The sequence below is a fragment of the Pararhizobium sp. DWP1-1-3 genome (assembly GCF_049896125.1).
In the GTDB taxonomy this organism is placed as follows: Bacteria; Pseudomonadota; Alphaproteobacteria; order Rhizobiales; family Rhizobiaceae; genus Pararhizobium.
Genome location: NZ_JAFCTR010000001.1, coordinates 807,004 through 833,405, shown reverse-complemented (window position 1 = coordinate 833,405; position 26,402 = coordinate 807,004). Strand labels below are relative to the sequence as shown.

Sequence of the window (26,402 nt, the reverse complement as noted above, 5' to 3'; positions counted from 1 at the left end):
GATGACCAGCCTGCCGGCGATCCGAAGCCTCCGTGACGGGGCCGTCCGCGCAATCCGTGCGGCCGATCTGGATATCAAGACGCTGTTGACCCAGGAAACCGCGCGCCGGTGGAATGCCCGGACCCTGTCGCTGCGCTCGCCGCTCGATACACCCGTGCCAGACCGTCCCGGAAGGCCGGAGAAGCCGGAGCTGATACCGCCAAGGCAGGTGCCAAAACGCGCGCTGACCACCGACAGGGGCAGGATCGCCCTGCTGCACGCCATTGCCCATATCGAACTCAATGCGGTCGATCTGGCGCTTGACATCGTCGCCAGGTTTGCAACGGAGCCCGTGCCGAACTCGTTCTTCGACGGCTGGATGAAGGTCGCCTTCGAGGAGGCCAAGCATTTCCGCATGGTGCGCGATCGTCTGCGCCAGCTTGGTGCCGACTATGGCGACCTGCCGGCCCATGACGGGCTCTGGCAGGCAGCCCACGATACGCGCAACGACCTTACGGCGCGGCTGGCGGTCGTGCCGCTGATTCTCGAGGCGCGCGGCCTTGACGTGACGCCAGCCCTGCAGGCGAAGATGCGCGAGGCCGGCGATGTGGAAAGCGCTGCGGTGCTCGATGTGATCTACGAGGATGAAAAAGGCCATGTGGCTGTCGGCGCCAAATGGTTCCGTTTCCTCTGCGCCCGGCAAAAGAAAGACCCGGCAGCGGCATTCCAAGCCTTGGTCAGGGCTAATTTTCGCGGGCCGCTGAAGGCGCCGTTCAACGATATCGCCCGTGCCGAAGCAGGCCTGACACCATCATTCTATCGCTCTATGACGGCCTCCGTGAATACCTGATTGGCCGCCAGAAAAGCCGCCCAGCAAGGCTTTATTAACCTTAACGGTGTCTAATCGACCTCATCAGGACGGGCAGAATCGCACGCGGCGGGGGTGAGTTGGTGTCTACGGAAAGCCGGGTTTTCGGCAAGCGCGCACAAAAGCACATCATCATTCTGGCCAGTGGCGACAAGGTTCGCCACATGACCGTCCGCCCATGGATGGCAGCACTTTCGGTTTGTTTTATTTCTGTTTTCTCGATCGGCTATCTTGCTGCGACCTCCTATCTTGTGTTGCGCGACGACCTGATCGGCGGCACGATGGCGCGCCAGGCGCGCATGCAGCACGAGTATGAGGACCGGATCGCCGCCTTGCGCGCGCAGGTTGACCGCGTCACCAGCCGCCAGCTCCTTGATCAGCAAGTCGTCGAAGACAAGGTAGAAAAGCTGCTGCAACAGCAGATGGCACTGTCATCGCGCCACGGCCGCCTCGGAACGCTGCTCGACCGCGCCGAAGAATCCGGTCTCGCAGATAAGGACGTCCAGCCTGCAGAGACAGCTCCCCTTGCCTACGAAAAGCGCGCCGACGCCAGTGGCGGCCTGAAAGCCATCGAACGCTTGATGGGCATGGGCGGCAAAGCGCCGCAACAGAAGATGGCGCTGGCCTACGCGCCGCAATCCGCATCGAGCCGACAGGAGGCCATGTCGGACCGGGCCGATCGGTTGTTTTCGAAGGTGACACTGTCGCTCAAGGATATCGAGCAGGAACAGAAAACCCGGATCGACAGCCTGACTGCGGGCGCGTCGCAAGCCACCGATGCCATCATGACCATTCTCGCCCGCACCGGCGTCAAGCTGGCCGCAGATGCGGTGGCGGCTACGGTGCCCGTTACGGCAGACGACGATGCCATTGGCGGTCCGTTCGTCGAGCCGGAAACGACAGAAGCCTTCGACAGCTCGCTGGTTGAGCTCGATACAGCGCTTGGCCGTCTCGAAAGCGTTCGCAGCCAGGCGAGGAAGCTGCCATTCAACAATCCGTCCCCAGCCAGCGACATTACCTCAAGCTTCGGCAATCGCCTCGACCCGTTCCTTGGCCGGTTGGCGCTGCACGCCGGCATCGATTTTCGCGCCCCGACCGGAACCCGCATCCTCGCAACCGCACCTGGCACGGTGATCACCGCAGGCAAGACCGGCGGTTACGGCAACATGGTCGAAATCGACCATGGCAACGGCATCACCACCCGCTACGCGCACCTCTCGACGATACTGGTCAATGCCGGCGACAAGATTACCGCCGGCGAGGCCATTGCCCGTTCCGGCAGCACCGGCCGCTCGACCGGCCCGCACCTGCACTATGAAGTCCGCCTCAATGGCGAGGCCGTCGATCCCATGCGGTTTTTGACCGCAGGCATTAAGCTCAGCCACTACATCAATTGAACTTGATGGCTTTGTGGCCGCTCTTGACGTAACGGCAGGCGTTTTTGCGCTATCCTGTTGTTGGCAGTCCATTATTGACTCTTTCGCCGATCAAACCACCGGTTTTCTTGACTTTGCTTGGCTATGGGACTAAGAGCCCCAGCGACGGCAGTTAACGCTTGCGCCGATTGACCAGAGTTCGACCGAACCGGAACGGAAACAGATTTCCCTTTGACCACTTTTTCAGACCTTGGCCTGAGCCAAAAAGTTCTTACCGCAGTGACAGATGCGGGCTACACCATCCCTACGCCGATCCAGGCAGGCGCCATTCCGCCAGCCCTGCAGCGGCGTGATATTCTGGGCATCGCCCAGACGGGCACGGGCAAGACGGCATCCTTCGTGCTGCCGATGCTGACGCTTCTGGAAAAGGGCCGCGCCCGCGCTCGGATGCCGCGCACGCTCATTCTCGAGCCGACGCGCGAACTGGCTGCCCAGGTTGCGGAAAACTTTGAAAAATACGGCAAGAATCACAAGCTCAATGTCGCATTGCTGATCGGCGGCGTGTCCTTCGATGAGCAGGACCGCAAGCTTGAGCGTGGCGCCGATGTGCTGATCTGCACGCCAGGCCGCCTGCTTGACCATTGCGAACGCGGCAAGCTGTTGATGACCGGCGTTGAAATCCTTGTCATCGACGAGGCCGACCGCATGCTCGACATGGGCTTCATTCCCGATATCGAGCGCATCGCCAAGCTGATCCCGTTCACGCGCCAAACCCTGTTCTTCTCGGCCACCATGCCGCCGGAAATCCAGAAGCTCGCCGACCGGTTCCTGCAGAACCCCGAGCGTGTCGAAGTGTCGACGCGGTCTTCGACGGCAACGACCGTGACGCAGCGATTGGTCGCCACCCACAGCAAGGATTACGAAAAGCGCGCTGTGCTGCGCGATCTGATCCAGAAGCAGGACGAGCTGAAGAACGCCATCATCTTCTGCAATCGCAAGCTTGATGTTGCCGAACTGTACCGCTCGCTTTCGCGTCATGGCTTCTCCGTGGGCGCTCTGCACGGTGATATGGACCAGAGTTCGCGCACGAAAATGCTTGCGGGATTCAAGGACAATGCGATCACCCTGCTGGTTGCCTCCGACGTCGCCGCTCGCGGTCTCGACATTCCGGATGTCAGCCATGTGTTCAATTTTGACGTGCCGATCCATGCGGAAGACTATGTCCACCGCATCGGCCGCACCGGCCGTGCCGGCCGTTCGGGTGCAGCGTTCACGCTGGTTTCCAAGCGCGACACGAAATTCGTCGATGCCATCGAAAAGCTGATCGACAAGAACATCGAGTGGCTGAACGGCGACCTTTCCGCCCTGCCCGCTCCGATGGAGAGCCACGAGAGCAGCAAGCCGGAGCGCGGCGGCCGTGACGGCAAGCGCGGTGGACGCCGCAATGACCGGGATCGTGAACACGCTCCCCGGCCCGTGGCCAGTCACAAATCGGACATCAAATCAGACGATAGTCCGGCAGTCGTAGCAGCCCCCCTCGAACCGGTAGTAGCAAAGGCAGAACCTGTGAGATCAGAACGCAAGGCAGAAACGAAACCGCAGAATGCCGGCCGTAACAGCAACCGTCCTGCTCCCCAGCCGAATCCTGCCAATGACGACAACCGCGATCGCCGCAATCGCTATCGCCGCGACCAGGACGACGGCCCGACGCCGGTCGGCTTCGGCGACGATATCCCGGCTTTCATGCTGATTGCCGGCAAGGCCTGAGCCTTCACGCAGTCGGATGGCATATCCAGGCATAGATTTTCCCGGTGTGGGATCAGGGCTTGCCGTCTTTAGTGACGGCAAGCTTTTGCTTTGCAAGCGCTTAAAAGCACCGGAAGCTGGTCACTGGAGCATTGTCGGCGGCAAGGTCGATCATATGGAACCGGCAGCCGACGCCGCCCGCCGCGAGGCGGAGGAAGAGAGCGGCCTTAAAATCCATTCGGCGCGTTTTCTCTGCCTCAGCGAACAGCTGATTGCGGCCGACCGGCAGCACTGGATCTCGCTGATTTACGTGACCGACGATTTCTCCGGCGAACCACAATTGACGGAACCCGACAAACTGTCCGCAATAGGCTGGTATTCGCTCGACGAGCTGCCGCAGCCGCTCTCCCTGTTTGCTCAGGATGCGGTCAAGGCGTTGCGGGCGCTGGCTATTTCTTAGCGCGCAAGGCCGCCTCAAAGGCAAGCCGCACCCAGCGGGCCATTTCATCGGGATCATCGAAGGCTTCTTCTGGAACGGACCAGTAGGGCATCTTCACCAGTTTGCCCTTGCCGTCATAGCTCCACTGCGAACTACCGGCCGCCGCGAATTCTCCGGCGCTCTCGCCGTCTGCTTTCAACAGAATGTCGCCGCTGACCTCCAGAGCCAGAATCCGGCCCTCGAAATAGATGCCCTTGCCGCCAAACATGCGTTTGACCGTCACTGGCCCTAGAGCCGAAAACATCTCCTCGATTGCCGCATTGTCCATGTCTGTCAGCCTTTCAACATGCGAATGGTAAAGTCGGCTGTTCCATCAATATGCGGCAGCATGGCTCGCAAGCCACGGGAACCGCGTTGCCGGTGCAAGGAAAATCTATAGCGTGCGGTAGTCCCGGTCCAGATAGACGAGCGCCGGTTGCTGCGGGCCGAGCGCCACCGCGACGACCTGTCCGAACAGGACGATATGGGTGGCCACGGTCTTGATATCGATCAGCCGGCAATCGAACACCGCCACGGCCTCGGCAAGGATCGGCGCGCCGGTCTTCAGTTCGCCCCAGGTGCCGTGGGAAAACCGCTCTGCCGGATCGACATTGTTCTTGCCCGAAAAGACATGGGCGAGATCCATCTGGTCTGCACCCAGAAGATTGAGCGCGAAGCTGCCGCTGTCGGCAAAGATGTCGTTGCGCGGATTGGCGCCGTTGAGGCAGACCAAAAGCGTCGCCGGATCGTCGGAAACCGAGCAGGCAGCCGTGATCGTCACGCCGCGCCGCACGCCGTTATTAGCCGCCGTGACGATATGCACGTGGCCGGCCAGCCGGCTCATGGCATCACGGTAGGCCAGCGGGTCCAGTTGGGTCTTGTCCAACACGGCAGTCTCCAGATCGAGTTACGCCTTAACACATAGACATTGCGACGAAATATGAAACCCATCGTCTGTTTTTTCTTCCTCATCGACGACAGTTGCCGTCCCCCTGGCGCATGTTCCGATCTTTTCCTTTGACCCCTGCTGCCACATCTTTAAAACATGGGCATTCTCAACTGGATAAGCGCATGTTTCGTACGATTTTTGCCAGCCTTGTGATTGCCGGATCGGTCCAGGCCGCCCCGGCTTTGGCTGCAGGCCTGAAGATCGCTGTCGTCGCCCCGGCGGACGGACCGTTTGCGCTTCTGGGGCAGCAGATGCTGGACGGCGCACGCTTTCAGGCGGACGATCGCGGCTCGGAAATCATCGCCATCCCGGAAACCTGCGAGCCTAAGGATGCCGAAAGCCTGACGAAGGCGCTGCTCGCCAGCGGCGCCGAGGCGGCGATCGGTTTCCTGTGTACGGAAAGCCTGGAGGCAACGCTGCCGGCACTGGCCGAGGCCGGCATTCCGGCCCTGACGCTGAGTGTGCGCTCCGATATTTTGATGGAAGACGCGCTGAAAAAGAAATGGCCACTCTTCCGGCTGGTGCCGAGCGCCAAGGCGGAAGCGGCCAAAGTGACGGAGATCATTCTGTCGCGCTGGAAGAACGAACCGCTAGGACTGATCGAGGACGGAACGATCCATGGGCGCGAACTGGTGGAAACCGTGCGCGGCGCGCTGGCCGAAATCGGCCTCACCCCGACCTTCTCCGACACCTACCGTCCCGCCCAGGAACAGCAGGTGAGCCTTGTTCGACGGCTCGCCAAGAGTGGCGCGACGCATGTCTTCACCGGCGGCGACCGCGCCGATGCCGCAATCATTGCCCGCGACGCGGCGTCCGAACAGGTGCCGCTGACGCTGATGGGCGGCGAGGCGCTGGAAGCGGCAAACCTGCCGGTTCCGCTGGCAAACGGCGTTCTGGCCGTATCCCTGCCCGATTATGCCGCACTGCCGGACGCCAAGGTCACCGTCGATGCCATGACGGCGGCAAAATTGCTGCCTGAAGGCTATGTGTTGCCAGCATTCGCTGCCGTCACGCTGTTGGAACAGGCGAAGGATCAGGCCGGCAAGGATGGCGGCCCTGTACTGGATGCGCTGGCCAAAGGTCCCTACCAGACGGTTCTTGGCCCGATCCGCTTCAACGCCGGTCACGAACTGGCTGAAAACCCCTACCGCCTGCTGGAATGGCAAAACAACCGGTTCATCACCGCGCCGGCCGTTTCGGGAAGCCAATGATGCGCCCCGGCCCGCGCAATGCGATCACCGATGTCGGCGGCCTGAGGGTCGGCAATGCCGAGGACCATCGGCTGAAATCCGGCGTCTCCGTCATCGTCTGCGATCAACCGGCTGTCGCTGCCGTGCAGGTTCTGGGCGGCGCTCCCGGTACGCGGGAGACCGATCTGCTGGAGCCGCACAACACCGTGCAGACCGTCGATGCCATCGTTCTGTCGGGCGGCTCGGCCTTCGGGCTCGATGCGGCCTCCGGCGCGCAGGCGGCGCTGCGCCAGATGGGCCGTGGTTTTCCGGTCGGTAACCTGCATATCCCGATCGTTCCGGCCGCCATCCTGTTCGACCTGATCAATGGCGGCGACAAGGATTGGGGTCTTTATCCGCCCTATCGCGAACTAGGCTACGCGGCGGTACAGGCCGCAGCACTGGAATTTTCGACAGGCACCGCCGGCGCCGGAACTGGCGCCCTGACGGCCACGTTCAAGGGTGGCCTCGGCACGGCCTCGACGATCCTCGACAACGGCATCACCATCGGCGCGCTAGTGGCAGTCAACGCGCTCGGCTCCGCAACCATCGGTGACGGCAGGCATTTCTGGTCGGCACCGTTCGAGGAGGACGCGGAATTCGGCGGCCTCGGCATGCCGCATCCGTTCCCGAGAGACGCGCGAGACCTGCGCATCAAGTTTCGCGGCAAGCAGAGCGAAACAAAAAACACCACGATCGCCGTCATCGCCACAGATGCGGTCCTGACCAAGGCCGAGGCAAAACGGCTGGCCATCGCCGCCCATGACGGTTTTTCCCGGGCGCTTTGGCCATCGCATACGCCGCTTGATGGCGACCTGGTCTTTGCGCTGGCGACCGGAACAAGCGGCAAAACCATTTCGCTGCAGGATTTTATCGATCTCGGGGCCGCGGCAGCCTCCACCATGGCCCGCGCTATCGCCCGTGGCGTGCATGACGCGACGGCCCAGGAAAACGATCTGCTGCCCGTTTGGGCGGCGCACCTAGACCCGTTGGGATGATGAAAGCGGCAACATCTGTTGTTTGCCGTGAAAAGCGATGCTATTGCCCGCAAAACAGTTGGAGCCCCATATCATGCCCCTGCCTATCCGCATCGCCCCCTCCATTCTCGCCGCCGATTACGCCAAGCTCGGACAGGAAGTGCGCGACGTCGTTGCCGCCGGTGCCGACTGGATCCATCTCGACATCATGGATGGCCATTTCGTTCCGAACATTTCCTTCGGCCCGGATGTGATCAAGTCGCTGCGGCCGCACACGCAGGCCTATTTCGATTGCCACCTGATGATTGCGCCGGCCGATCCCTATCTCGAAGCCTTTGCCAAGGCCGGCTGCGACAGCATCACCGTGCATGCCGAAGCAGGCCCGCATCTCGACCGTTCGGTTCAGGCCATCAAGGCGCTGGGAAAGAAGGCCGGTGTTTCGGTCAATCCGGCAACGCCCGAAAGCGTGCTCGACTACCTGCTCGACAAGATCGACCTCGTTCTGGTGATGACGGTCAATCCAGGTTTCGGCGGCCAGAAATTCATTCCCGCGATGGAAGAGAAGATCCGCCGCATCAAGGCGATGATCGGCGACCGGCCGATCGACATCCAGGTCGATGGGGGCATCGCGCTGGACACGATCGCGCTTCCGGCGTCCGCCGGTGCCAACGTGTTCGTCGCGGGCTCGGCCATCTTCGGCGGTGGGCATGTCGATGCCTATCGCAAAACCATCGACACCTTGCGCAGCAACGCCGAAGGAGGCCGCGGATGAGATTGCCGGGCGGAATCGCGGCTGCATTGCTTGCCTCGGCGCTTTTTTCCGGCGCGGCTTGTGCTGGCGATTTCGCCTCATTCCAACCGCTTGGCTTTTCGGCGGATGGCAATGTCTTTGCCTTCGAGGAATATGGCGTTCAGGACGGCTCGGGCTTTCCCTATTCGAACATCTATTTCGTCGATACCCGCAAGGACACCTTTTTGCCCGGAACGCCGATCCGGCTGCGCGTCGATGAAGAAAACACCAGCCTTGCTAAGGTGAGAGCACAGACGGCCGCAAAGGCCGCCCCGCTTGTCGAGAAATTCGATCTTGGCGCCAATCCCGGCCTGCTCGCCGCCTTCAATCCGATCACGGAGACGGACAGCGCTCCTCATCACCTGACATACCGGCAATATGCCGTCGAACCGCCGGTTGGTGGAGACTTCACGCTCTCGCTCGATGACATCCCCCTCGCCCCCTCCGCACTCTGCAAGGATGTCACGCCCCAGTCGACCGGCTTTCGTCTCGCCTTTAAAACAGAGGACGGAAAGTCATCGGACCGCGTGCTGCACGCCGACACGGCCATTCCCGACAGCCGCAAATGCCCGACGGGTTACCGTATCGGCGGTGTCATGGTGTTCAACCCACTGCAAGGCGAACCGGTCCACGTTGTCCTCGTTCAGGTCTTGAGTGTCGGTTTCGAAGGCAGCGACGGCCGCTGGATCGCCGTTCCGGCGCCAGCAGCACAATGAGTGCACCCGAGCATGCGGCAACGGACGGGCAGCACGGCTTGACGCGAAAAATCGCGCAGCGCCTGCGTCTGGCTTTGCCGGGCCTGTGGGAACTCGTTCTGGGTGCACCTTTGTGGGGCCTGATGATGGCTGGATCGGCACTTGTGGCATTGTACCTGCGCAATGGCGCCGAGACTTTCCATCTCAAGAGCATTCTCATCCTGTTCTTCTGTGGTGGCGTCGCGTCCTGGCCATTTGCGCTGCTGCTCGGCCGTTTCGGCGCGATGGGAAGAGGCCGGGAGACCCACTTTGCGGCATTCTTTCTGTGCTTGACCCTCTGCACAATCGCCGTCACGGCGGTTCTGTTTGCCCTCGATTACCGGATTTTCTATGCCCGCTGGCACGCCCCGTTCGGCACCGGCACCTGGGCCTATCAATTCACGTTCACCTCGGCCAGCGCCATTTATCAGTTCATCGTCATGGGCATCCGCCTGTATCTGCCGCTCGGATTTGCCGCTCTCGCACTGACCAGCCTGTGGCTGACCTGCCGGATGCCAAAACAGCAACGTTGAGATTGCCGTCTATCTTTGCTAGAGGCTCAGCCAACTCCCATCGTCACGAAAGCTGAAGCCCATGATCCCCCGTTACTCCCGGCCGGAAATGGTGGCCATCTGGTCGCCGGAAACCAAATTCCGCATCTGGTTCGAAATCGAGGCCTATGCCTGCGACGCACTGGCCGAACTCGGCGTCATCCCCAAGGACGCCGCCAGGACGATCTGGGAAAAGGGTGGTTCGGCCACTTTCGACGTCGCGCGTATCGACGAAATCGAAGCCGTCACCAAGCATGACGTCATTGCCTTCCTGACGCATCTGGCCGAATTCATCGGCCCCGACAGCCGGTTCGTCCACCAGGGCATGACCTCGTCCGACGTGCTCGACACGACGCTGAACATCCAGCTGGTGCGCGCCGCCGACCTGCTGCTTGCCGATCTTGACCGCGTACTTAATGCGCTGAAGACCCGCGCCTTCGAACACAAGGATACCGTCCGCATCGGCCGCAGCCACGGCATTCACGCCGAGCCGACCACCATGGGCCTGACCTTTGCCCGCTTCTATGCCGAGATGAGCCGCAACCGCGCCCGCCTGGTTGCTGCCCGCGCTGAGATCGCCACCGGTGCCATCTCCGGCGCTGTCGGCACCTTTGCCAATATCGACCCAAGCGTCGAGGAATATGTCTGCGAAAAGCTCGGCCTCGTGGCGGAGCCGATTTCCACCCAGGTGATCCCGCGCGACCGTCATGCGATGTTCTTCGCCACGCTCGGCGTCATCGCCTCCTCGATCGAAAACGTCGCCACCGAAATCCGCCACATGCAGCGCACCGAGGTGCTGGAAGCGGAAGAGTTCTTCTCGCCGGGCCAGAAGGGCTCGTCGGCGATGCCGCACAAGCGCAATCCGGTCCTGACCGAAAACCTCACCGGCCTTGCCCGCCTGGTGCGCATGTCGGTGGTTCCCGCCATGGAGAATGTCGCTCTCTGGCACGAGCGCGATATCAGCCATTCCAGCGTCGAGCGCGCCATCGGCCCGGATACGACGATCACCCTCGACTTCGCCCTCAACCGTCTGGCCGGTGTTATCGAGAAGCTGGTGATCTACCCGGAAAACATGCTGAAGAACATGAACAAGTTCCGCGGCCTGGTGATGAGCCAGCGCGTGCTTCTGGCCCTCACCCAGGCCGGCGTGTCGCGTGAAGACAGCTACCGTCTGGTGCAGCGCAACGCCATGAAGGTCTGGGAAAAGGGCGCCGATTTTCTTGAGGAACTGCTGGCCGACGCGGAAGTGCGCGCGGCTCTGCCGGAAGCGGAAATCCGTGAGAAATTCGATCTTGGCTATCACACCAAGCATGTCGACACGATCTTCCGCCGCGTCTTCGGCTGATCCACCCTACGGAGAGCGTAACCGCTCTCCGTACCAAACTTGTGTTTGATTTCGACCCAGTTTGTTCAATTATGAACGAATTTCTCAAGCTTTTTGTCAGTTTTCCATGAGAAATTGCGGAAAAATGAATAGAGAGGAGTGGGTGAACATGTCGCACCAGCAGACCATCGAACGCAAGACTGCGCGAACGACAACGAAATTCACCGGCGAAGTGACCTGCAAGGGCGGATCAAGCCGGGGAATTGTCAAAGACCTGTCGGCGGCCGGCATTTGTTTTCAACTCTATTTCGACATCAATGCCACGACCGGCCAGGAAGTCTCGATCAAGAGTGACGAGTTCGGCCATTTGACCGGTGTCGTTCAATGGTATCGCGGCGACAAGATCGGTATCCGCCTCGACGTGTCCTCCAATACCTCGGCGCAGATTTCGTCCTATTACAAATATTTCCGCTAAGGCCCTCATCTCTCAGCGATAAGGCGACGCCAAGACGGCGGCGCTTGTCGCAGGTACCGGGTTACGCAGCGCTACTTGCCTTCCGGGACGACGACCATCTTGCGGTAGAGATGCCATGTCGCATGTCCGAGGATCGGCATGATAACAGCGAGACCGACGAAAACCGGGATCGAGCCGATGACCAGGCCGGTTGCCACGATCAATCCCCAGACGGCAACCGGAAGCGGATTGGCAAGCGTTGCCCGTACTGACGTTTCGATGGCAGCGACGGCTCCGACATCGCGCTCCAGCAGCAATGGGAATGACACGACCACGGTCGAAAGCACGATCACGGCGAACACAAAACCAACGGCATTGCCGACCAGAATGAGGTTCCAACCCTGTTCGGTTCCGGTGACCTGATGGTAGAGCGCCTGAAGCGATGTCGCCGGCATGTCGCCGAACAGTTGCGTGTAGAGCGATTGCGCCACCAGCAGCCAGACGACAAACAGCATGAGCAGCATGAAGGCAAGTCCAAGGATCGATGCCAGCGCTGGGGACCGGCGCACGTCGAAGGCATGCCGCCATGACGTGTCCATGCCCAGTTCGCGCCGTCTGCTGATCTCGTAGAGACCGATGGCGGCGACCGGCCCCAGAAGGGCAAAGCCTGAAACCAGCGGATACACCAGAGGCAACATGTTGACGCCCGAACTCCATGTGGCGAGGACGACTCCGGCGATTGGATAGATCAGGCAGAGAAAAACGTAGTGAGACGGTTTCGCGTTGAAATCCTGCCAACCCAGACGCAGCGCGTCGAAGACATCAGCTACGCCGATCCTGCGAATGTCCGGATGGACGAGCCCGGCGCTGGATCCTGCTATTACATGAAATGCTGTCATGACCAATTCTCCTCCTGAAACACGCGGTGTCACGTCATTCGAGAACAATCAGTAGTGTCGGCTTGAAGGTCAGCCCGGTAGGATGGACCGAAATGCGATGCTCCCGGTATCGGCGTCTTTTTCTGCCACGGAGCGTCGTGACCAATCGCGCCGTCCGATCAACATATACCAAAACCGTCGGTCTTACACTTGACTTCCGCTCTCCTCGACCTCAAATCGCCGTTATCATGAAAGCATCCGAAGCAGATATCCTGATCGTACCCGGTTATACCAATTCCGGACCGGACCATTGGCAAACCCGGTGGCAGAACAAACTTGCCTCCGCGCGGCGCGTGGAGCAGGCAGAGTGGGCCAAGCCCGTGCGCGAGGATTGGGTGAAGAGGATGATCGACGACATCAATGCGTCGACCAAGCCCGTTGTCATCGTTGCGCACTCGCTTGGCGTTGCAACGGCGTTGCATGCGCTGCCGCATATCGAAAAGAAGATCGCCGGCGCCTTCCTCGTTGCACCGCCGGAGGTGACCAATCAGAAGATCCGCCCGAAACACCTGATGACGTTCGGCCCCTACCCCCGCGATCCGCTGCCGTTTCCAAGTCTGGTCGTGGCAAGCCGCAACGATCCGTTTGGGACCTACGAGCATGCCGGCGACATAGCCAACGCCTGGGGCTCACTGCTCGTCGATGCAGGGGAATCGGGACATATCAACAGTGAATCCGGACACGGTCCCTGGCCGGAAGGCACGATGGTCTTTGCCCAGTTTCTCAACCGGCTTCAGCCCTGACAATGCTGTTCCCCGCCATATTATTTTAGCTTCCTCACATTAAGGGGGCTTTCATTGTCGTCGGTCATGATGCCCGAAATAATTCGGGAATGGCCGACAGTGACCACCGCCAGTGAAGACAAAGGCTCGCCACCAAAGCCGGCCGTGGCCGGCACATTGCCGGACGCAGCAGTCGTTCTCGATTGCGCGCCCCTGGGCTTCTGCCTGCTGGAACCGGATGGTCGCATCCGCCATGTCAATGCAGCGTTCTCACATGCGCTCTCACTGCCAGCGGATGCGATTCTCGGGGAACAAATAGTACGCTTTGTCCACCCTGACGACGCCGGTCTGCTGAGCGCTAAGACGGCAGACATGGAAGGAGACGGCGTTCTCGCCAACCAATGTGAGCTCCGCCTGGTTCAGCCCGATGGTTCCACCAAACCGGTCATGGCCTCCCTGTCGCAGATGACCGGTCCTTCGCCATCCATCATCCTGCAAATTCAGTCGATCGATGAACTGAAACAGGCGATCACCGCCCTGCAGAAGAGTGAAACCCGCTGGAAATACGCACTCGAAAGCGCCCATCAAGGTGTTTGGGATCACGATTTCGACGCCAACGATCTTTTCTATTCCATCCCCTGGAAGACCATGCGCGGCATGGCAGCGGACGCCCCCGTGGACGGCTCCCTTGATGTCTGGATTGAAAATGTCCATCCGGCTGACCGCGAGCATGTGCTCGAGTGTATTCGGCGTCAGGATGAAGGCGAGGTTGAATTCAACATATTCCAGTACCGCGAACGCCATGCGGATGGTCACTGGATCTGGATCGAAAGCCGGGGCGCCTCCATCGAGTGGACACCGGAGGGCAAACCGAGCCGGATCATCGGCACGGATACTGATATTTCAGAACGTAAGAAGGCCGAGGCTCAGCTTGAAGAAATATCGCGGCGGCTGAGACTTGCTCTCGATGTATCGAAAGTCGGGGTCTTCGAAGCCAATCTCGATACCGGCACCATCATGCGCGACAAGCAATTGCTGTCCATCTATGGGCTGGATCCACAACAACCGGGCCTCTCGGCCTTCGAAGAGAGACTGCACCCAGAAGATCGGGATGCAGCCCTTGCAAGGGTCGCCGCCGGCGTCGCTTCTGCCATTCCCTTCATGAACGCTTTTCGCATCATCCGTCCCGACGGGAAAATCCGCCATATCCGCTCCAGGTCCGTTACGTACACGGACAATGAAGGCGCGCACAAACTGATTGGTGCCAACTGGGATGTGACAGAAGATGTTACCTTGCGCGACGATCTGGAAAGAGCCCGGCAACTGGCGGAGGCGCGCAATCTGGAACTTGAGGCGGCGCGCACACGGATCGAATTCAATGCGTTGCACGATCACCTGACCGGCCTGCCGAACCGGAGGTTCCTCGATCAGCGCCTCGATGAATGGATTGCCGGTAAGGTCAACTATAGTGCCATCCTGCATATCGATCTCGACCGGTTCAAACAGATCAACGACACGCTCGGCCACCAGGCCGGCGATGCCATGCTGATGCACACCGCAAACGTCCTTTCCGCAATCATTGGCGAGCGCGATTTCGTTGCGCGGATCGGTGGCGACGAATTCCTGGTGCTGTGCGACCCACGCCGCTCCCAGGATGACGTCATCCTGCTCACCGACCAGATCATCGAAGCCCTGCGCCAACCGGTGGCCTATGAAGGACACCTGTGCCGGTTCGGAGCCAGCGTCGGCATCGCCTGGACCGCTGATGGCACAGCCGACGCCAGGCAGTCGCTGATGAACGCCGATATAGCCCTTTACCGGGCCAAGGGTCTGGGCCGGAACCGCTATGAATTCTTCACACAGCAACTGCAAACGCAGATCCATCACGCCAAGCGCACTGCCGACGAAATCATCAAAGGGCTCGAAGACGGCGAATTCGTTCCCTTCTATCAACCGCAGTTTGATGCCCGCACGCTCGATGTCACCGGTGTCGAGACGCTCGCCCGCTGGAGACACCCGCAGCACGGGTTGCTGGCGCCGGATTATTTTTTGAAGATCGCGGAGGACATCAACGCGCTGACAGCCATCGATCGCTGCATTGCCGAGCAGGCCTTGAGCGATTTCAGCAGTTGGGAGACGCAGGGTTTCGGTATTGCGCGCGTTTCCGTCAACGTTTCTTCATCACGGTTGCGAGAGCCTGGCCTGATAGATAGCCTGCGGCAACTGAACATACCGCGTGGGAAACTATCGTTCGAACTGCTCGAATCGATCTTCCTCGACGATCTCGACGAGGATTCGTCACAGATACTCAGCGATCTCAGCATGCTCGGCATCGACATTGAAATCGATGATTTCGGAACGGGCCACGCCTCGATCGTCGGGCTCATGAAGCTCAATCCGAGCCGCCTAAAAATCGATCGGGCTCTCATCAAGCCGATTATCGAGGCGGCCGAGCAGCGCAGGCTGGTCGGATCGATCATCGATATCGGCCATTCGCTCAATATCGAAGTCGTCGCAGAGGGGGTGGAGACGATGTGTCACGCCCATATTCTGCGCGATCTCGGCTGTGATACGCTGCAAGGCTATGCCTTCGCCCGGCCGATGGCCAGAGCAGACCTTGAGACGTTCATCCGTTCCGGCAGCTGGCGCCCGCCGGAAACACCCATCGAGGCCGTGCACGGAATGGTCCGGAGAGACCGCAAGGCATAAAAAAACCGCCCGAAACCTCGGACGGTTCAAATTGGCCGATATGACGACGATATCAGCCGTTCTGTATCTGTGTGACGGCTTCGGACAGAAGCTCGAGCATCTTCAAACGGATCTGGTCGTCGGTCAGGGCGATGCCCGCCGCATCGAAATCAGCGCGAATCTTGCGCACGACATCTTCGTGCCCTACCTCTTCGAAATCGGCGGCGACGACATCCTTTGCGTAGGCAGCCGGGTCGCTCTTGCCCAGAAGCTCGGCAGCCCAAAGACCAAGAAGCTTGTTGCGGCGCGCTTCGGCCTTGAACTTCAACTCTTCATCCAGAGCAAACTTCGATTCGAACGCCTTTTCGCGATCCTGCATATTGGTCATCTCCGATCTCCAAAAACCGTTTTACGTTTAGCTTTTCGCCCATAAACCAAAAGGCCGCCGAAAGTGCAATGCGAAGTTTTCCGGCGTGACGACTTTCATGCTACGCTAGAACCCATTCGGCAGACCTAATTCGGGGGATCGGATGAGTCGCCGATTGTGAAATGGTTTCATTTCAGTTATGGACCGCCTTAGAAAATGCCAAGCGCGCAGCCCAAGAGCGCATTTAAAGATAGAGACATCATTCATGAACCGTCGCCGCCGTATCTACGAGGGCAAGGCCAAGATCCTTTACGAAGGTCCTGAGCCGGGCACTCTGATCCAGTTCTTCAAAGATGATGCTACAGCCTTCAACGCCAAGAAGCACGAGATCATCGACGGCAAGGGTGTGCTCAACAACCGGATTTCGGAATATATCTTCACGCATCTGAACCGTATCGGCATTCCCACGCATTTTATTCGCCGCCTCAACATGCGCGAGCAGCTGATCAAGGAAGTGGAAATCATTCCGCTTGAGATCGTTGTGCGCAATGTTGCAGCCGGTTCGCTCTCCAAACGTCTCGGAATCGAGGAAGGCGTGGTCCTGCCGCGCTCGATCATCGAATTCTACTACAAGGCCGATGCGCTCGACGATCCGATGGTCTCGGAAGAGCACATCACCGCTTTCGGCTGGGCAAGCCCGCAGGAACTCGATGACATCATGGCACTCGCCATCCGCATCAACGACTTCCTCACCGGCCTGTTTCTCGGCGTCGGCATTCAGCTGGTCGATTTCAAGATCGAATGCGGCCGTCTGTTCGAAGGCGACATGATGCGCATCATCCTGGCCGACGAAATTTCGCCGGACAGCTGCCGTCTCTGGGATGTCGAGACCAAGGAAAAGATGGACAAGGACCGGTTCCGCCGCGACATGGGAGGCCTTGTCGAGGCCTACCAGGAAGTGGCCCGCCGCCTTGGCATCATGAACGAGAACGAACCGCCCCGCGGCTCCGGCCCGGTATTGGTGAAATAAGCAGGATAAAGACGACAGTGATCAACGCACGCGTAACAGTGACGCTGAAGAACGGCGTTCTCGACCCCCAGGGCAAGGCAATCGAGGGCGCCCTTGGCGCTCTCGGCTTCGGCGGCGTCGGCCATGTCCGCCAGGGCAAGGTCTTCGATCTGCAGATCGACACCGCCGACAAGGCAAAGGCCGAAGCAGAAGTGAAAGCCATGTGCGAGAAACTCCTCGCCAACACGGTGATTGAGAATTACACTATCTCATTCCCGTAAAGGTTGAGGGCGCCGCATGACGACGGTTGATGGCAATCTGATCTACGAAATGCTGAAGCGCATCCAATTAGATATTGGCTTGCTGAAGGACGGCCAGCGCGACCTTCGGCAGGATAATTTATCCCTACGCAATCAGTTTCACACAATGCAGGGAGACATCAACAATCTACACGGTTCGATTGCCCACATTGAGAACCGCCTCGACCGTATCGAAAACCGCCTCGAATTGCGCGAGCTTGCCGAGGCCCAATCCAGGTTTGAACCGCACCCATGAAATCCGCCGTCGTTCAGCTTCCAGGCCTCAATCGTGACCGCGACATGATCGCAGCGCTGACCAAGATTTCCGGCAAGGCGCCGGTCACCATCTGGCAAACCGAAACGGACATCCCGGATGTCGATCTGATCGTCATCCCCGGCGGCTTCTCCTACGGCGATTACCTGCGCTGTGGCGCCATCGCGGCCCGCATGCCGGTGATGCAGGCGATCAAGGCGAAGGCTGAGGCCGGCGTCAAGGTGCTGGGCGTCTGCAACGGCTTCCAGATTCTCGTCGAAGCAGGCCTCCTGCCGGGCGCGCTGATGCGCAACGCCTCGCTGAAATTCGTCTGCAAGGAAATCAAGCTCGAAGTCGTCAACGCCAATACCGACTTCAGCCGCGCCTACGAACAGGGTCAGATCATCCGCTGCCCGGTCGCCCATCACGACGGCAATTATTTTGCCGACGCGGAAACGCTCCAGACCATCGAGGACAACGGCCAAGTGGTTTTCCGCTATGCCGCAGGCACCAATCCGAACGGCTCGGTCAACGACATCGCCGGGATCGTCAATGCTGGAGGCAATGTCCTCGGCATGATGCCGCATCCGGAAAACCTGATCGAGGCCGCCCATGGCGGTTCGGACGGACGTGGATTGTTCGCTTCCGCGCTCGATGTAATCGCTGCTTAACATTCCACCTGCTAGAAGGCACCCTAGAGACCGAATCACAGGGGGCTTTCATGCGCGCCGCAGCTTTTATCCGTTTCATGGCTACAGTCGGCTCCGTTGCCTTGCTCGGGCTTGCAGCCGGCTGCCAGACGGAGCCTCCGCCTGCACCAGCCCGTAACACGGCGGCATTGGCCACAATGGAGAGGGTGGCCCTTGGCGCCAATGCCTGCTGGTTCAAGTCGGGTGATCCGGCCTTCAAGCCCTACCGCCTCGCTCCCGAGTTGAATTCATTCTCGGGGCGCCCACGCATCCTGATCGTCAAGCGCAAGTCACCCGAATCGCGGCCACTCGCAGTGGTCCAGGCAGAGGGGCACCCTGCCCGGCTTCAGGCATTCGGCCCACTGTTCAGTGAAGCCGTAGGCGCAAGAATGACGACGGATATCAAGCGCTGGGGTGCCGGTGGTGAAGGCTGCCGCTAGGCGCGCTCACCACGGAACCATGCTGCGGTCAACAGCTTATGTACAGCGGAAAAACTGACCGGATTGGTCTTTGCGTGGGTGCCGGCTCACCCCGGTAACGCTGCGGTTAAGGCTTCCACTCCCAGGCCAACCGAAATAGCGGTGGAACCATCGCCTATCGTTATTTCTCGCAGCTTTTCATTTTTGCGCTTTTGCGAAACAATCAGCTCGAGACTTCTCCTGTTGATTCACACGACCCAAGAAACCATTTTTTCGCGCCCATCCAGAGAATAGGTTTGCTGCACCTGTCACGATGCCGCAATCATTCTCATGGTAGGCGCAGACGATCTCCTTGGGCAGCTTATGACAGGCTCTTTCGACCGCCCTACCGATACCAAAGGCACGCTGATGACCGTCATGATTTATCACAATCGTCGTTGCGATACGTCTCGCTCGGTTCTCAAGATCATTCGTGAGGCGGGAATTGAACCTGCCATTATCGACTATATGGCAGCACCGCCAAGCCACGAGGAAATGCTGGCTCTGCTGCTTGCCCTGGACATGGCGCCACGCCAGTTGCTGCGCGCCAGGGAACCCGCGTATCTGTCGCTCCAGCTTGCTGATCAGAGCAAGACGGACCGGCAGATTATCGACGCCATGCTGGCCCATCCAGAGCTGATGGAGAGGCCGATCGTAGTGACGGAAAGAGGCGCAAAACTCTGCCGTCCGAAAACGAAGGTCTTGGAGCTGCTGTAACCCCCAACGATGCAGTCAGTTCCAGAACGGCCGCGCCGCTTCCCGGCGGGCCTCCGAAGGCGTGACGCCGATGTCGGCAAGCTGTCCATCCGTCAACTCGGATAGAGCAATGCGGCTCAGCCGCTTTTCTTCACGGTCAATTATCCAGGCGATCACCAGCCGGCCAAGCGCCTTCAAACGCGAGACGAAGCCTCTTGGCTGAATTGCACCTCTTGGCGGGGCACATACATCACTGTCATCGGTGCAAATTGTACTCATTGTCACCATCCTGTCGATTGCAATGGTTTCATTTCGGTATGCCATTGTCATAATTGACAGGAGAAGCGATGCAATGTAGAAATTGTCACCATGACAACATGGATGCCAGACCCAACCCTAGGCCAAGGCCCGCTTTATGCCCGTATCGCTGATCAGATCGAGCAGGCGATTACGGGTGGCATCTTGGCGGTCGGTACGAAACTGCCGCCTCAGCGCAACCTTGCCTTCGATATCGGCGTGACAATCGGGACAATCGGGCGTGCCTATCATCTGGTGCGCGAACGCGGGCTTGTCAGCGGCGAAGTGGGACGCGGGACCTATGTGCTCGACAATGCCGAATTGCGCCCTGCCGAGCAGCCTGATCCAATGAGCGCGGCACTGGCCGGCACGAGGGCGCTGAAAGCGCCGCCCGGAAAACTCCGGTTCGACAGCACGGCGGCACCCGATATCGGCCAAGGTGCGTCGCTTGAAAAGGTGCTGGGCGAGATCAGCCGCGTACATCACTCCGATATCGCCAGCTATGCCCGCGATTTTCCGGCACACTGGTTTACTGCAGGAAGCCAGTGGCTGGCCAAGGGAAGCTTTAGGCCGCAGCCCGATCGCATCGTGCCGACGCTTGGCGCCCATGCCGGCGCTGTCGCTGTGATCGCCGCCGTCACGGCACCGGGCGACAAGATCGCCTTTGAGAACATCACCTACTCCCAGATCAGCCGCAGTGCCGGACTGATCGGCCGCCGGACAATCCTCTTGCGCACCGACGACCACGGCGTCGACCCTGACGACTTCGAACGTGTCTGCGCCCAGCAGCACCCGAAACTCGCCTTTCTCATGCCGACGGCGCAAAACCCGACAGTGGTGACATTGTCGCTGGAGCGGCGCCAGGCGATCGCCGACATTGCCCGCCGCTATGGCGTCTGGCTGCTGGAGGACGATCTTTATGGCGCGATGACCGGAGATACGATGCCGCTTCTCGCGGAACTGGCGCCGGAGCGGACATTCCTGGTCGGCGGCCTGTCGAAATCGGTCGCTGCCGGTGTGCGCGGCGGCTGGGTCGCCTGCCCTCCCCACTTCAGCCAGCGCATCCGCATCGCCCACAAGATGGTCAGCGGCGGCATGCCGTTTCTGCTCGCCGAGCTTTGTGCGCGCCTGGTCCTCAGTGGTGAGGCTGCAAGCTTGCGGACGCGCTGTATCGACGAGATCCGCGCACGCGAGCAGATGGCGCGCGAAATCTTCGCCGGCGTCGACTTCAATTCGCATCCGCACGTGCCGTTCCTCTGGCTGAAACTGTCCGAACCCTGGTTTTCGGGCACGTTCAAACATGCGGCCTTCGAGGAAGGCGTGCTGGTCGATGACGAGGACGAGTTCAAGGCCGGACGGACGGAAAGCGTCTACCACCGGGTCCGGATCGGCTTCTCGTCACCGGCCGACCGCAGCGAAGTGCGGCGCGGTTTCCTGACGCTGCGCCGGCTGCTCGACAGCGGCCGCACCGGTTACGACAGCTTCGCCTGAGCGAGCCATCGCATTATCGGCGAAAAGCACGCGATCTCCTGTGCTTTTCCGGCATTTTCCTGTCGCATCGCCGAGTAGCTTCGGTTAAAGAAACCCCGACGTGATCTCTTTGTTTTGACGTATCCCCGCAAGCTGACGGAACCTTGGCCGTCCGGGATGCTCCAACGGACCGAATGGACCCCGATGACCATTTCCAATACCCGCCCCATCACCCCCGAGTTGATTGCCTCGCACGGCCTGAAGCCGGATGAGTATCAGCGTATCCTCGGCCTGATCGGCCGCGAGCCGAGCTTTACGGAACTCGGCATCTTTTCGGCGATGTGGAACGAGCACTGCTCCTACAAGTCCTCGAAGAAATGGCTGCGCACGCTGCCGACCACTGGTCCGCGCGTTATCCAGGGTCCGGGCGAAAATGCCGGTGTCGTCGATATCGATGATGGCGATGTCGTCGTCTTCAAGATGGAGAGCCACAACCACCCGTCCTATATCGAGCCCTATCAGGGCGCTGCGACCGGCGTTGGCGGCATCCTGCGCGACGTGTTCACCATGGGCGCCCGCCCGATTGCGGCAATGAACGCGCTGCGTTTCGGGTCGCCGGATCACCCGAAGACCCGCCACCTCGTCTCCGGCGTCGTTGCCGGTGTCGGTGGCTATGGCAATTCCTTCGGCGTGCCGACGGTTGGCGGAGAAGTCGAGTTCGATGCCCGCTATAACGGCAATATCCTCGTCAACGCCTTTGCTGCCGGCCTTGCCAAGTCCGATGCGATCTTCCTCTCGGAAGCCAAGGGCGTCGGCCTGCCGGTCGTCTATCTCGGCGCCAAGACCGGCCGTGACGGCGTCGGCGGTGCCACCATGGCGTCGGCCGAATTCGACGAATCGATCGAGGAAAAGCGCCCGACCGTACAGGTCGGCGATCCCTTCACCGAAAAGTGCCTGCTCGAAGCCTGCCTTGAGCTGATGAAGACCGGCGCCGTCATCGCCATCCAGGACATGGGGGCTGCCGGCCTGACCTGCTCGGCTGTCGAAATGGGCGCCAAGGGCGGCCTCGGCATCGAGCTGGAACTGGACAAGGTGCCGGTGCGCGAAGAGCGCATGACGGCCTATGAAATGATGCTGTCGGAAAGCCAGGAGCGCATGCTCATGGTGCTGGAGCCCGCCAAGGAAGAGGTCGCCAAGGCGATCTTCGTCAAATGGGGTCTCGATTTCGCCATTGTCGGCAAAACCACCGACGACCTGCGGTTCCGCGTTCTCCATCAGGGCGAGGAAGTCGCCAACCTGCCGATCAAGGAATTGGGTGACGAAGCCCCGGAATACGACCGTCCGTGGACACCGGCGAAGGTTGCGGCACCGCTCGCAGCCGGCGATATTCCGCAGGCAGACATTGCCGATGCCGTGTTGTCGCTGGTCGGTTCCGCCAACAATTCCTCCCGCCGTTGGGTCTATGAGCAATACGACACGTTGATCCAGGGCAATTCGCTGCAGCTTCCAGGCGGCGATGCCGGTGTTGTCCGTGTCGAAGGTCATCCGACCAAGGCGCTCGCCTTCTCCTCGGACGTCACCCCGCGTTATGTCGAGGCCGACGCATTCGAAGGCGGCAAGCAGGCCGTGGCCGAATGCTGGCGCAACATCACGGCAACCGGCGCCCTGCCGCTGGCCGCCACCGACAATCTCAACTTCGGCAATCCGGAACGCCCGGAAATCATGAGCCAGCTCGTTCATGCCATCAAGGGCATCGGCGAAGCCTGCCGCGCGCTGGATTTCCCGATCGTCTCCGGCAACGTCTCGCTCTACAATGAGACCAACGGCCAGGGCATCCTGCCGACCCCGACCATCGGCGGCGTCGGCCTCATGGCTGACTGGTCGCAGATGGCGCGTATCCGTTTTGCCGCCGAAGACGAAACGATCCTGCTGGTCGGTGCACCCGAAGGCCTTGGAACGCATCTCGGCCAGTCGGTCTATCTGCGCGACATTCATGGCCGCACAGATGGCCCTGCCCCGCATGTCGATCTCGCCCATGAGCGCAAGACCGGCGATTTCGTCCGTAGCCTGATCACCGACGGCCTGACCACGGCAGTGCATGACTGCTCGTCCGGCGGACTGGCGCTCGCGGTTGCCGAAATGGCAATGGCATCCGGGATCGGCGCCAAGATCTCGGCCGTTACAGACCGCGATGCGATCGAAGTCTTCTTCGGCGAAGACCAGGGACGTTATGTCGTGACCGTCAAGCCGGAACACGCAGCCCTGGTTGCAGAGCGGGCAAAGGCTGCCGGCGTCGCGGCCCCCGTCATCGGCAGCACCGGTGGCACGGAAGTTGTGCTCGGTTCGGCCAGGCCGCTTGCAATTCTGCAATTGCGCTCGGCACATGAATCATGGTTCCCTGACTTCATGGACGGCGAAGCACAGATCGCCGCCGAGTAATCAGGGAGTGCAGACCATGCCGATGGCACCTGGCGATATTGAAGACATGATCAAGTCGGGCATCCCCGGCGCAAAGGTGACAATCCGGGATCTCGCCGGTGATGGCGATCATTACGCAGCCGAAGTTGTCGCGGAAGCCTTCCGCGGCAAGAGCCGGGTACAGCAGCACCAGATGGTCTACAATGCGCTGAAGGGCAATATGGGTGGCGTGTTGCACGCACTCGCCCTTCAGACATCTGCGCCGGAGTAGCACGCCAGATGGCCAACCTGATGAAAGAGCTGGTCAGCGGCGTGGTCGAGAGCGTTCTGAAGGAAATCCTGAAGAAAGCTGGCGGCACCACGACAACAAAACGGCAAAAGCGGCAGACCCGCTCGGCAAGCACCGGCCGGTTCAAGAAGGCGCCGGCGGCTAAGGCGAAACCGGCAAAGAAGCAGGTGAGCCGCCGCAAGACAGCTGCATCCCGCAGCAGGATACGCTAGGACTGCCCCGTTCACTGTTGCAGTCGTGCAAGTCATCAATTTTTGTTGTATTCAGGTGGTGAAAATCACCCGCGTGCATGTTATCTAACAGACATCGACACACCCGGCCCTTGAAGCGGGATGAGGAAGGACTACGCCATGAGCGGTATCAACGATTTCATCGCCAATGAAGTGAAGAGCAACGATGTCGTTCTTTTCATGAAGGGCACCCCCCAGTTCCCGCAGTGTGGGTTCTCCGGCCAGGTCGTGCAGATGCTCGATTACATCGGCGTCGATTACAAGGGCATCAATGTGCTTGCCGACGCCGACCTTCGCCAGGGCATCAAGGACTATTCCAGCTGGCCGACCATTCCGCAGCTCTACATAAAGGGCGAATTCATCGGCGGCTGCGACATCGTGCGTGAGATGTTCCAGGCTGGCGAACTTCAGTCGCATTTCGAAGAACACGGCATCGCGGTCAAGGGCGCAGCCTGAAACCTGATTTGAGCCACAGTGACACCTGAAAAAGGCGGGTCACCGCCTTTTTTGATTCCGTATGATTGCGACGAAAAGCTAATGTTGCACGCCCTTTTTTAGCTGAAACCAAAGTGATCCGCTGTCACAAGCCGGTCGCGATACTGGGAGTATGCACACGCGGTGCCGATGGTCGGCGCGCAGTCAATGAGGCCGATCTGACCTCCCACATATATCGGTAATTGCTGGCGCCATTTTGCCGGAATTGCTTCCAGACCGGCGAGCCCGGTTGCCGTTTTGAAAGCGCTTCGGAGCCGCGCTTTTCTTTCGATCTTCCATGCTGGCTCCAGCATTTTCATCCGCGTCCGAAACGTTCCCGCTTCCAGTTTCAGGCGCCCGGCACATCCGCCAGGAATACCCAATGACCATACTGTCCGAAGCGCCGGGTCTCCCGGCTTTGTCAAAACCACGTTTCATTGCCCTGATGGCCATGCTGATGGCGATCAATGCGATTTCGATCGACATCATGCTGCCCGGCCTTCAGGAAATCGGTGCCAGCCTCGGCGTCGTCGATGAAAATACCCGCCAATATGTCATCACCGCCTATCTCATCGGCATGGGCTGTGCGCAGCTGGTCTTCGGCCCACTGTCGGATCGATTCGGCCGCAAGCTGCCCCTTCTCGGCGGCCTTGGTCTCTATGCGCTTTGCGCCCTTGCCATCGTCTTCGTTCCCTCGTTTACCGGATTGCTGGCGCTGCGCTTCATTCAGGGCATCGGCGCAGCCGCCACCCGCGTCATCACCGTCTCGATCGTCCGCGACGTCTACGGTGGCCGGATGATGGCGGAAGTCATGTCGCTGGTGCTGATGGTCTTCATGATCGTGCCGGTCATTGCGCCCAGCGTCGGCCAGCTGATCATGATCTTTGCCGAATGGCACATGATCTTCGTGGTCATCTGCCTGTTTGCGATCTCCGTCGCGACAGTGGTGATGCTGCGCCTGCCTGAAACGCTGTCGGTCGAGCACCGCCGGCCGTTCACGGTCACGTCCATCCTGGCCGGCTTCCGCATCGTCCTGACAAACCGCGTCGCGCTCTGTTACTCTCTGGCGGCTGCGTTTCTGTTCGGATCGCTGTTTGGCTTCATCAATTCGGCACAGCAGATCCTCGTCGGCATCTACGGGCTCGGAACCTGGTTTCCGCTGGTCTTCGCCGGCTTTGCCAGCATGATGGCGCTCGCCTCCTTCACCAATTCGCGGCTGGTCAAGCGCTATGGCATGCGCCGCCTGTCGCATGGGGCGCTGATCGGTTTTGTCTTGACCAGCCTGATCTGGGTCGCAGCGTCGGTCTCCGACCTGCTTCCGTTCTGGTTGTTCGCCGTTCTCTATGCCTGCGCCATGTTCCAGTTCGGGCTGATCGGCTCGAATTTCAACGCCATGGCGATGGAGCCGCTCGGCCATGTTGCCGGAACCGCATCCTCGGTTCTGGGCTTCACCCAGACGATCGGCGGCGCCACCATCGGTGCGCTGATCGGCCAGGCGTTCAACGGCACGATCACGCCACTCGCCATCGGCTTCTTAAGCGTTTCCATCATCGGGCTTGCCTTTGTTCTCACCGCCGAAAAAGGCCAGCTTTTCAGACCGCACAATCCCGCAATTTAACGTCCTGTCTCTCCCAAGACATTCATAGGTTC

Annotated in this window: 31 protein-coding genes; 25 read left to right on the top strand and 6 right to left on the bottom strand. The window is 60.1% G+C overall.

The features are described from left to right. The first annotated feature begins 1 nt into the window (after nucleotide 1). The 4 genes from ACP7BS_RS04090 (at nucleotide 2) to ACP7BS_RS04075 (ending at nucleotide 4,429) form a co-directional block, all read left to right on the top strand. Nucleotides 2-829, top strand: a complete 828-nt coding sequence (locus ACP7BS_RS04090) for a ferritin-like domain-containing protein (RefSeq protein ID WP_426236288.1) — start codon at nucleotides 2-4, stop codon at nucleotides 827-829. Nucleotides 830-927: 98 nt separating this feature from the next. Beyond that, entirely contained in the window at nucleotides 928-2,244 is a 1,317-nt protein-coding gene (locus ACP7BS_RS04085) for a M23 family metallopeptidase (protein WP_426236286.1), read from the top strand. Between the two features lie 210 nt (nucleotides 2,245-2,454). Continuing rightward, nucleotides 2,455-3,990: a DEAD/DEAH box helicase gene (locus ACP7BS_RS04080; protein WP_426125428.1), complete on the top strand. Its 1,536-nt coding sequence runs from the start codon at nucleotides 2,455-2,457 to the stop codon at nucleotides 3,988-3,990. A 16-nt stretch (nucleotides 3,991-4,006) separates the two neighbouring features. Continuing rightward, entirely contained in the window at nucleotides 4,007-4,429 is a 423-nt protein-coding gene (locus tag ACP7BS_RS04075; protein WP_426236284.1) for an NUDIX domain-containing protein, read from the top strand. Here the strand turns inward: ACP7BS_RS04075 and ACP7BS_RS04070 are convergent. Next, complete coding sequence (locus ACP7BS_RS04070; RefSeq protein ID WP_426236282.1) at nucleotides 4,419-4,736, bottom strand: TfoX/Sxy family protein; 318 nt, start codon at nucleotides 4,734-4,736, stop codon at nucleotides 4,419-4,421. The genes ACP7BS_RS04075 and ACP7BS_RS04070 overlap by 11 nt on opposite strands. Before the next feature lie 105 nt (nucleotides 4,737-4,841). Beyond that, a complete protein-coding gene (locus ACP7BS_RS04065; protein ID WP_426228556.1) occupies nucleotides 4,842-5,291 on the bottom strand; it encodes a flavin reductase family protein in 450 nt (149 codons plus the stop codon). Nucleotides 5,292-5,518: 227 nt separating this feature from the next. Here ACP7BS_RS04065 and ACP7BS_RS04060 point away from each other — a divergent pair, with 227 nt between their 5' ends. The 7 genes from ACP7BS_RS04060 (at nucleotide 5,519) to ACP7BS_RS04030 (ending at nucleotide 11,476) form a co-directional block, all read left to right on the top strand. Beyond that, nucleotides 5,519-6,607, top strand: coding sequence for a branched-chain amino acid ABC transporter substrate-binding protein (locus ACP7BS_RS04060; RefSeq protein WP_426236280.1), 1,089 nt, complete (start codon nucleotides 5,519-5,521; stop codon nucleotides 6,605-6,607). Further along, a complete protein-coding gene (locus ACP7BS_RS04055) occupies nucleotides 6,604-7,623 on the top strand; it encodes a P1 family peptidase (RefSeq protein ID WP_426236278.1) in 1,020 nt (339 codons plus the stop codon). Before ACP7BS_RS04060 ends, ACP7BS_RS04055 begins: the two co-directional genes overlap by 4 nt. Nucleotides 7,624-7,696: 73 nt before the next feature. Continuing rightward, the gene (rpe, locus tag ACP7BS_RS04050; RefSeq protein WP_426236276.1) at nucleotides 7,697-8,374 is read left to right on the top strand and encodes a ribulose-phosphate 3-epimerase; all 678 of its coding nucleotides are present in this window, start codon (nucleotides 7,697-7,699) and stop codon (nucleotides 8,372-8,374) included. After that, nucleotides 8,371-9,108 (top strand): DUF2259 domain-containing protein, encoded by a 738-nt coding sequence (locus ACP7BS_RS04045; protein WP_426236274.1) that lies wholly within the window; start codon nucleotides 8,371-8,373, stop codon nucleotides 9,106-9,108. The genes rpe and ACP7BS_RS04045 overlap by 4 nt, the downstream gene beginning before the upstream one ends. After that, nucleotides 9,105-9,659 carry a hypothetical protein gene (locus tag ACP7BS_RS04040; RefSeq protein ID WP_426236272.1) on the top strand — a complete coding sequence of 185 codons (555 nt, stop codon included), beginning with the start codon at nucleotides 9,105-9,107 and terminating at the stop codon, nucleotides 9,657-9,659. Before ACP7BS_RS04045 ends, ACP7BS_RS04040 begins: the two co-directional genes overlap by 4 nt. 61 nt (nucleotides 9,660-9,720) lie before the next feature. Continuing rightward, the gene (gene purB, locus ACP7BS_RS04035) at nucleotides 9,721-11,022 is read left to right on the top strand and encodes an adenylosuccinate lyase (RefSeq protein ID WP_426236270.1); all 1,302 of its coding nucleotides are present in this window, start codon (nucleotides 9,721-9,723) and stop codon (nucleotides 11,020-11,022) included. A 148-nt stretch (nucleotides 11,023-11,170) separates the two neighbouring features. After that, nucleotides 11,171-11,476, top strand: a complete 306-nt coding sequence (locus ACP7BS_RS04030) for a PilZ domain-containing protein (protein WP_426236268.1) — start codon at nucleotides 11,171-11,173, stop codon at nucleotides 11,474-11,476. A gap of 71 nt (nucleotides 11,477-11,547) precedes the next feature. Here the strand turns inward: ACP7BS_RS04030 and ACP7BS_RS04025 are convergent, their stop codons facing one another. Then, nucleotides 11,548-12,354, bottom strand: coding sequence for a DUF2189 domain-containing protein (locus tag ACP7BS_RS04025; RefSeq protein ID WP_426236266.1), 807 nt, complete (start codon nucleotides 12,352-12,354; stop codon nucleotides 11,548-11,550). A 227-nt stretch (nucleotides 12,355-12,581) separates the two neighbouring features. On the opposite strand from ACP7BS_RS04025, the gene ACP7BS_RS04020 reads away from it, so the two are divergent. Both ACP7BS_RS04020 and ACP7BS_RS04015 read left to right on the top strand, forming a co-directional pair. Further along, complete coding sequence (locus ACP7BS_RS04020; protein WP_426228293.1) at nucleotides 12,582-13,136, top strand: RBBP9/YdeN family alpha/beta hydrolase; 555 nt, start codon at nucleotides 12,582-12,584, stop codon at nucleotides 13,134-13,136. 99 nt (nucleotides 13,137-13,235) lie between these two features. Further along, nucleotides 13,236-15,824 (top strand): sensor domain-containing protein, encoded by a 2,589-nt coding sequence (locus ACP7BS_RS04015; RefSeq protein WP_426236264.1) that lies wholly within the window; start codon nucleotides 13,236-13,238, stop codon nucleotides 15,822-15,824. Between the two features lie 52 nt (nucleotides 15,825-15,876). Here the strand turns inward: ACP7BS_RS04015 and ACP7BS_RS04010 are convergent, their stop codons facing one another. After that, the gene (locus ACP7BS_RS04010; RefSeq protein WP_426228288.1) at nucleotides 15,877-16,191 is read right to left on the bottom strand and encodes a DUF1476 domain-containing protein; all 315 of its coding nucleotides are present in this window, start codon (nucleotides 16,189-16,191) and stop codon (nucleotides 15,877-15,879) included. Between the two features lie 244 nt (nucleotides 16,192-16,435). Between ACP7BS_RS04010 and purC the strand changes: the two genes are divergently transcribed. The 6 genes from purC to arsC all read left to right on the top strand — a co-directional run bounded on the left by purC (nucleotide 16,436) and on the right by arsC (nucleotide 19,595). Continuing rightward, nucleotides 16,436-17,200, top strand: a complete 765-nt coding sequence (purC, locus tag ACP7BS_RS04005) for a phosphoribosylaminoimidazolesuccinocarboxamide synthase (RefSeq protein WP_113315563.1) — start codon at nucleotides 16,436-16,438, stop codon at nucleotides 17,198-17,200. Between the two features lie 17 nt (nucleotides 17,201-17,217). After that, a complete protein-coding gene (purS, locus tag ACP7BS_RS04000; RefSeq protein WP_426236262.1) occupies nucleotides 17,218-17,460 on the top strand; it encodes a phosphoribosylformylglycinamidine synthase subunit PurS in 243 nt (80 codons plus the stop codon). A 16-nt stretch (nucleotides 17,461-17,476) separates the two neighbouring features. Further along, nucleotides 17,477-17,734 (top strand): hypothetical protein, encoded by a 258-nt coding sequence (locus tag ACP7BS_RS03995; protein ID WP_426236260.1) that lies wholly within the window; start codon nucleotides 17,477-17,479, stop codon nucleotides 17,732-17,734. Next, the gene (gene purQ / locus ACP7BS_RS03990) at nucleotides 17,731-18,402 is read left to right on the top strand and encodes a phosphoribosylformylglycinamidine synthase subunit PurQ (RefSeq protein WP_426236258.1); all 672 of its coding nucleotides are present in this window, start codon (nucleotides 17,731-17,733) and stop codon (nucleotides 18,400-18,402) included. The genes ACP7BS_RS03995 and purQ overlap by 4 nt, the downstream gene beginning before the upstream one ends. Before the next feature lie 50 nt (nucleotides 18,403-18,452). Then, a complete protein-coding gene (locus tag ACP7BS_RS03985) occupies nucleotides 18,453-18,860 on the top strand; it encodes a hypothetical protein (protein WP_426236256.1) in 408 nt (135 codons plus the stop codon). A gap of 387 nt (nucleotides 18,861-19,247) precedes the next feature. Beyond that, nucleotides 19,248-19,595: an arsenate reductase (glutaredoxin) gene (arsC, locus tag ACP7BS_RS03980; protein ID WP_426228279.1), complete on the top strand. Its 348-nt coding sequence runs from the start codon at nucleotides 19,248-19,250 to the stop codon at nucleotides 19,593-19,595. Between the two features lie 15 nt (nucleotides 19,596-19,610). On the opposite strand, the gene ACP7BS_RS03975 is transcribed toward arsC, so the two are convergent. Further along, the gene (locus ACP7BS_RS03975) at nucleotides 19,611-19,853 is read right to left on the bottom strand and encodes a DUF1127 domain-containing protein (protein ID WP_426236254.1); all 243 of its coding nucleotides are present in this window, start codon (nucleotides 19,851-19,853) and stop codon (nucleotides 19,611-19,613) included. Between the two features lie 90 nt (nucleotides 19,854-19,943). Here ACP7BS_RS03975 and ACP7BS_RS03970 point away from each other — a divergent pair, with 90 nt between their 5' ends. The 5 genes from ACP7BS_RS03970 to grxD all read left to right on the top strand — a co-directional run bounded on the left by ACP7BS_RS03970 (nucleotide 19,944) and on the right by grxD (nucleotide 24,734). Then, entirely contained in the window at nucleotides 19,944-21,362 is a 1,419-nt protein-coding gene (locus ACP7BS_RS03970) for a PLP-dependent aminotransferase family protein (RefSeq protein WP_426236252.1), read from the top strand. 183 nt (nucleotides 21,363-21,545) lie between these two features. Continuing rightward, a complete protein-coding gene (gene purL / locus ACP7BS_RS03965) occupies nucleotides 21,546-23,780 on the top strand; it encodes a phosphoribosylformylglycinamidine synthase subunit PurL (protein WP_426236250.1) in 2,235 nt (744 codons plus the stop codon). Nucleotides 23,781-23,796: 16 nt separating this feature from the next. Next, nucleotides 23,797-24,030, top strand: a complete 234-nt coding sequence (locus tag ACP7BS_RS03960) for a BolA/IbaG family iron-sulfur metabolism protein (protein ID WP_037095612.1) — start codon at nucleotides 23,797-23,799, stop codon at nucleotides 24,028-24,030. An 8-nt stretch (nucleotides 24,031-24,038) separates the two neighbouring features. Next, nucleotides 24,039-24,260 carry a hypothetical protein gene (locus tag ACP7BS_RS03955; protein ID WP_426228271.1) on the top strand — a complete coding sequence of 74 codons (222 nt, stop codon included), beginning with the start codon at nucleotides 24,039-24,041 and terminating at the stop codon, nucleotides 24,258-24,260. 138 nt (nucleotides 24,261-24,398) lie between these two features. Then, nucleotides 24,399-24,734, top strand: coding sequence for a Grx4 family monothiol glutaredoxin (grxD, locus tag ACP7BS_RS03950; RefSeq protein WP_426228269.1), 336 nt, complete (start codon nucleotides 24,399-24,401; stop codon nucleotides 24,732-24,734). Between the two features lie 98 nt (nucleotides 24,735-24,832). On the opposite strand, the gene ACP7BS_RS03945 is transcribed toward grxD, so the two are convergent. Next, the gene (locus ACP7BS_RS03945) at nucleotides 24,833-25,135 is read right to left on the bottom strand and encodes a hypothetical protein (protein WP_426236248.1); all 303 of its coding nucleotides are present in this window, start codon (nucleotides 25,133-25,135) and stop codon (nucleotides 24,833-24,835) included. On the opposite strand from ACP7BS_RS03945, the gene ACP7BS_RS03940 reads away from it, so the two are divergent. Then, the gene (locus tag ACP7BS_RS03940) at nucleotides 25,135-26,370 is read left to right on the top strand and encodes a multidrug effflux MFS transporter (protein ID WP_426236246.1); all 1,236 of its coding nucleotides are present in this window, start codon (nucleotides 25,135-25,137) and stop codon (nucleotides 26,368-26,370) included. The genes ACP7BS_RS03945 and ACP7BS_RS03940 overlap by 1 nt on opposite strands. Nucleotides 26,371-26,402: the final 32 nt, after the last annotated feature.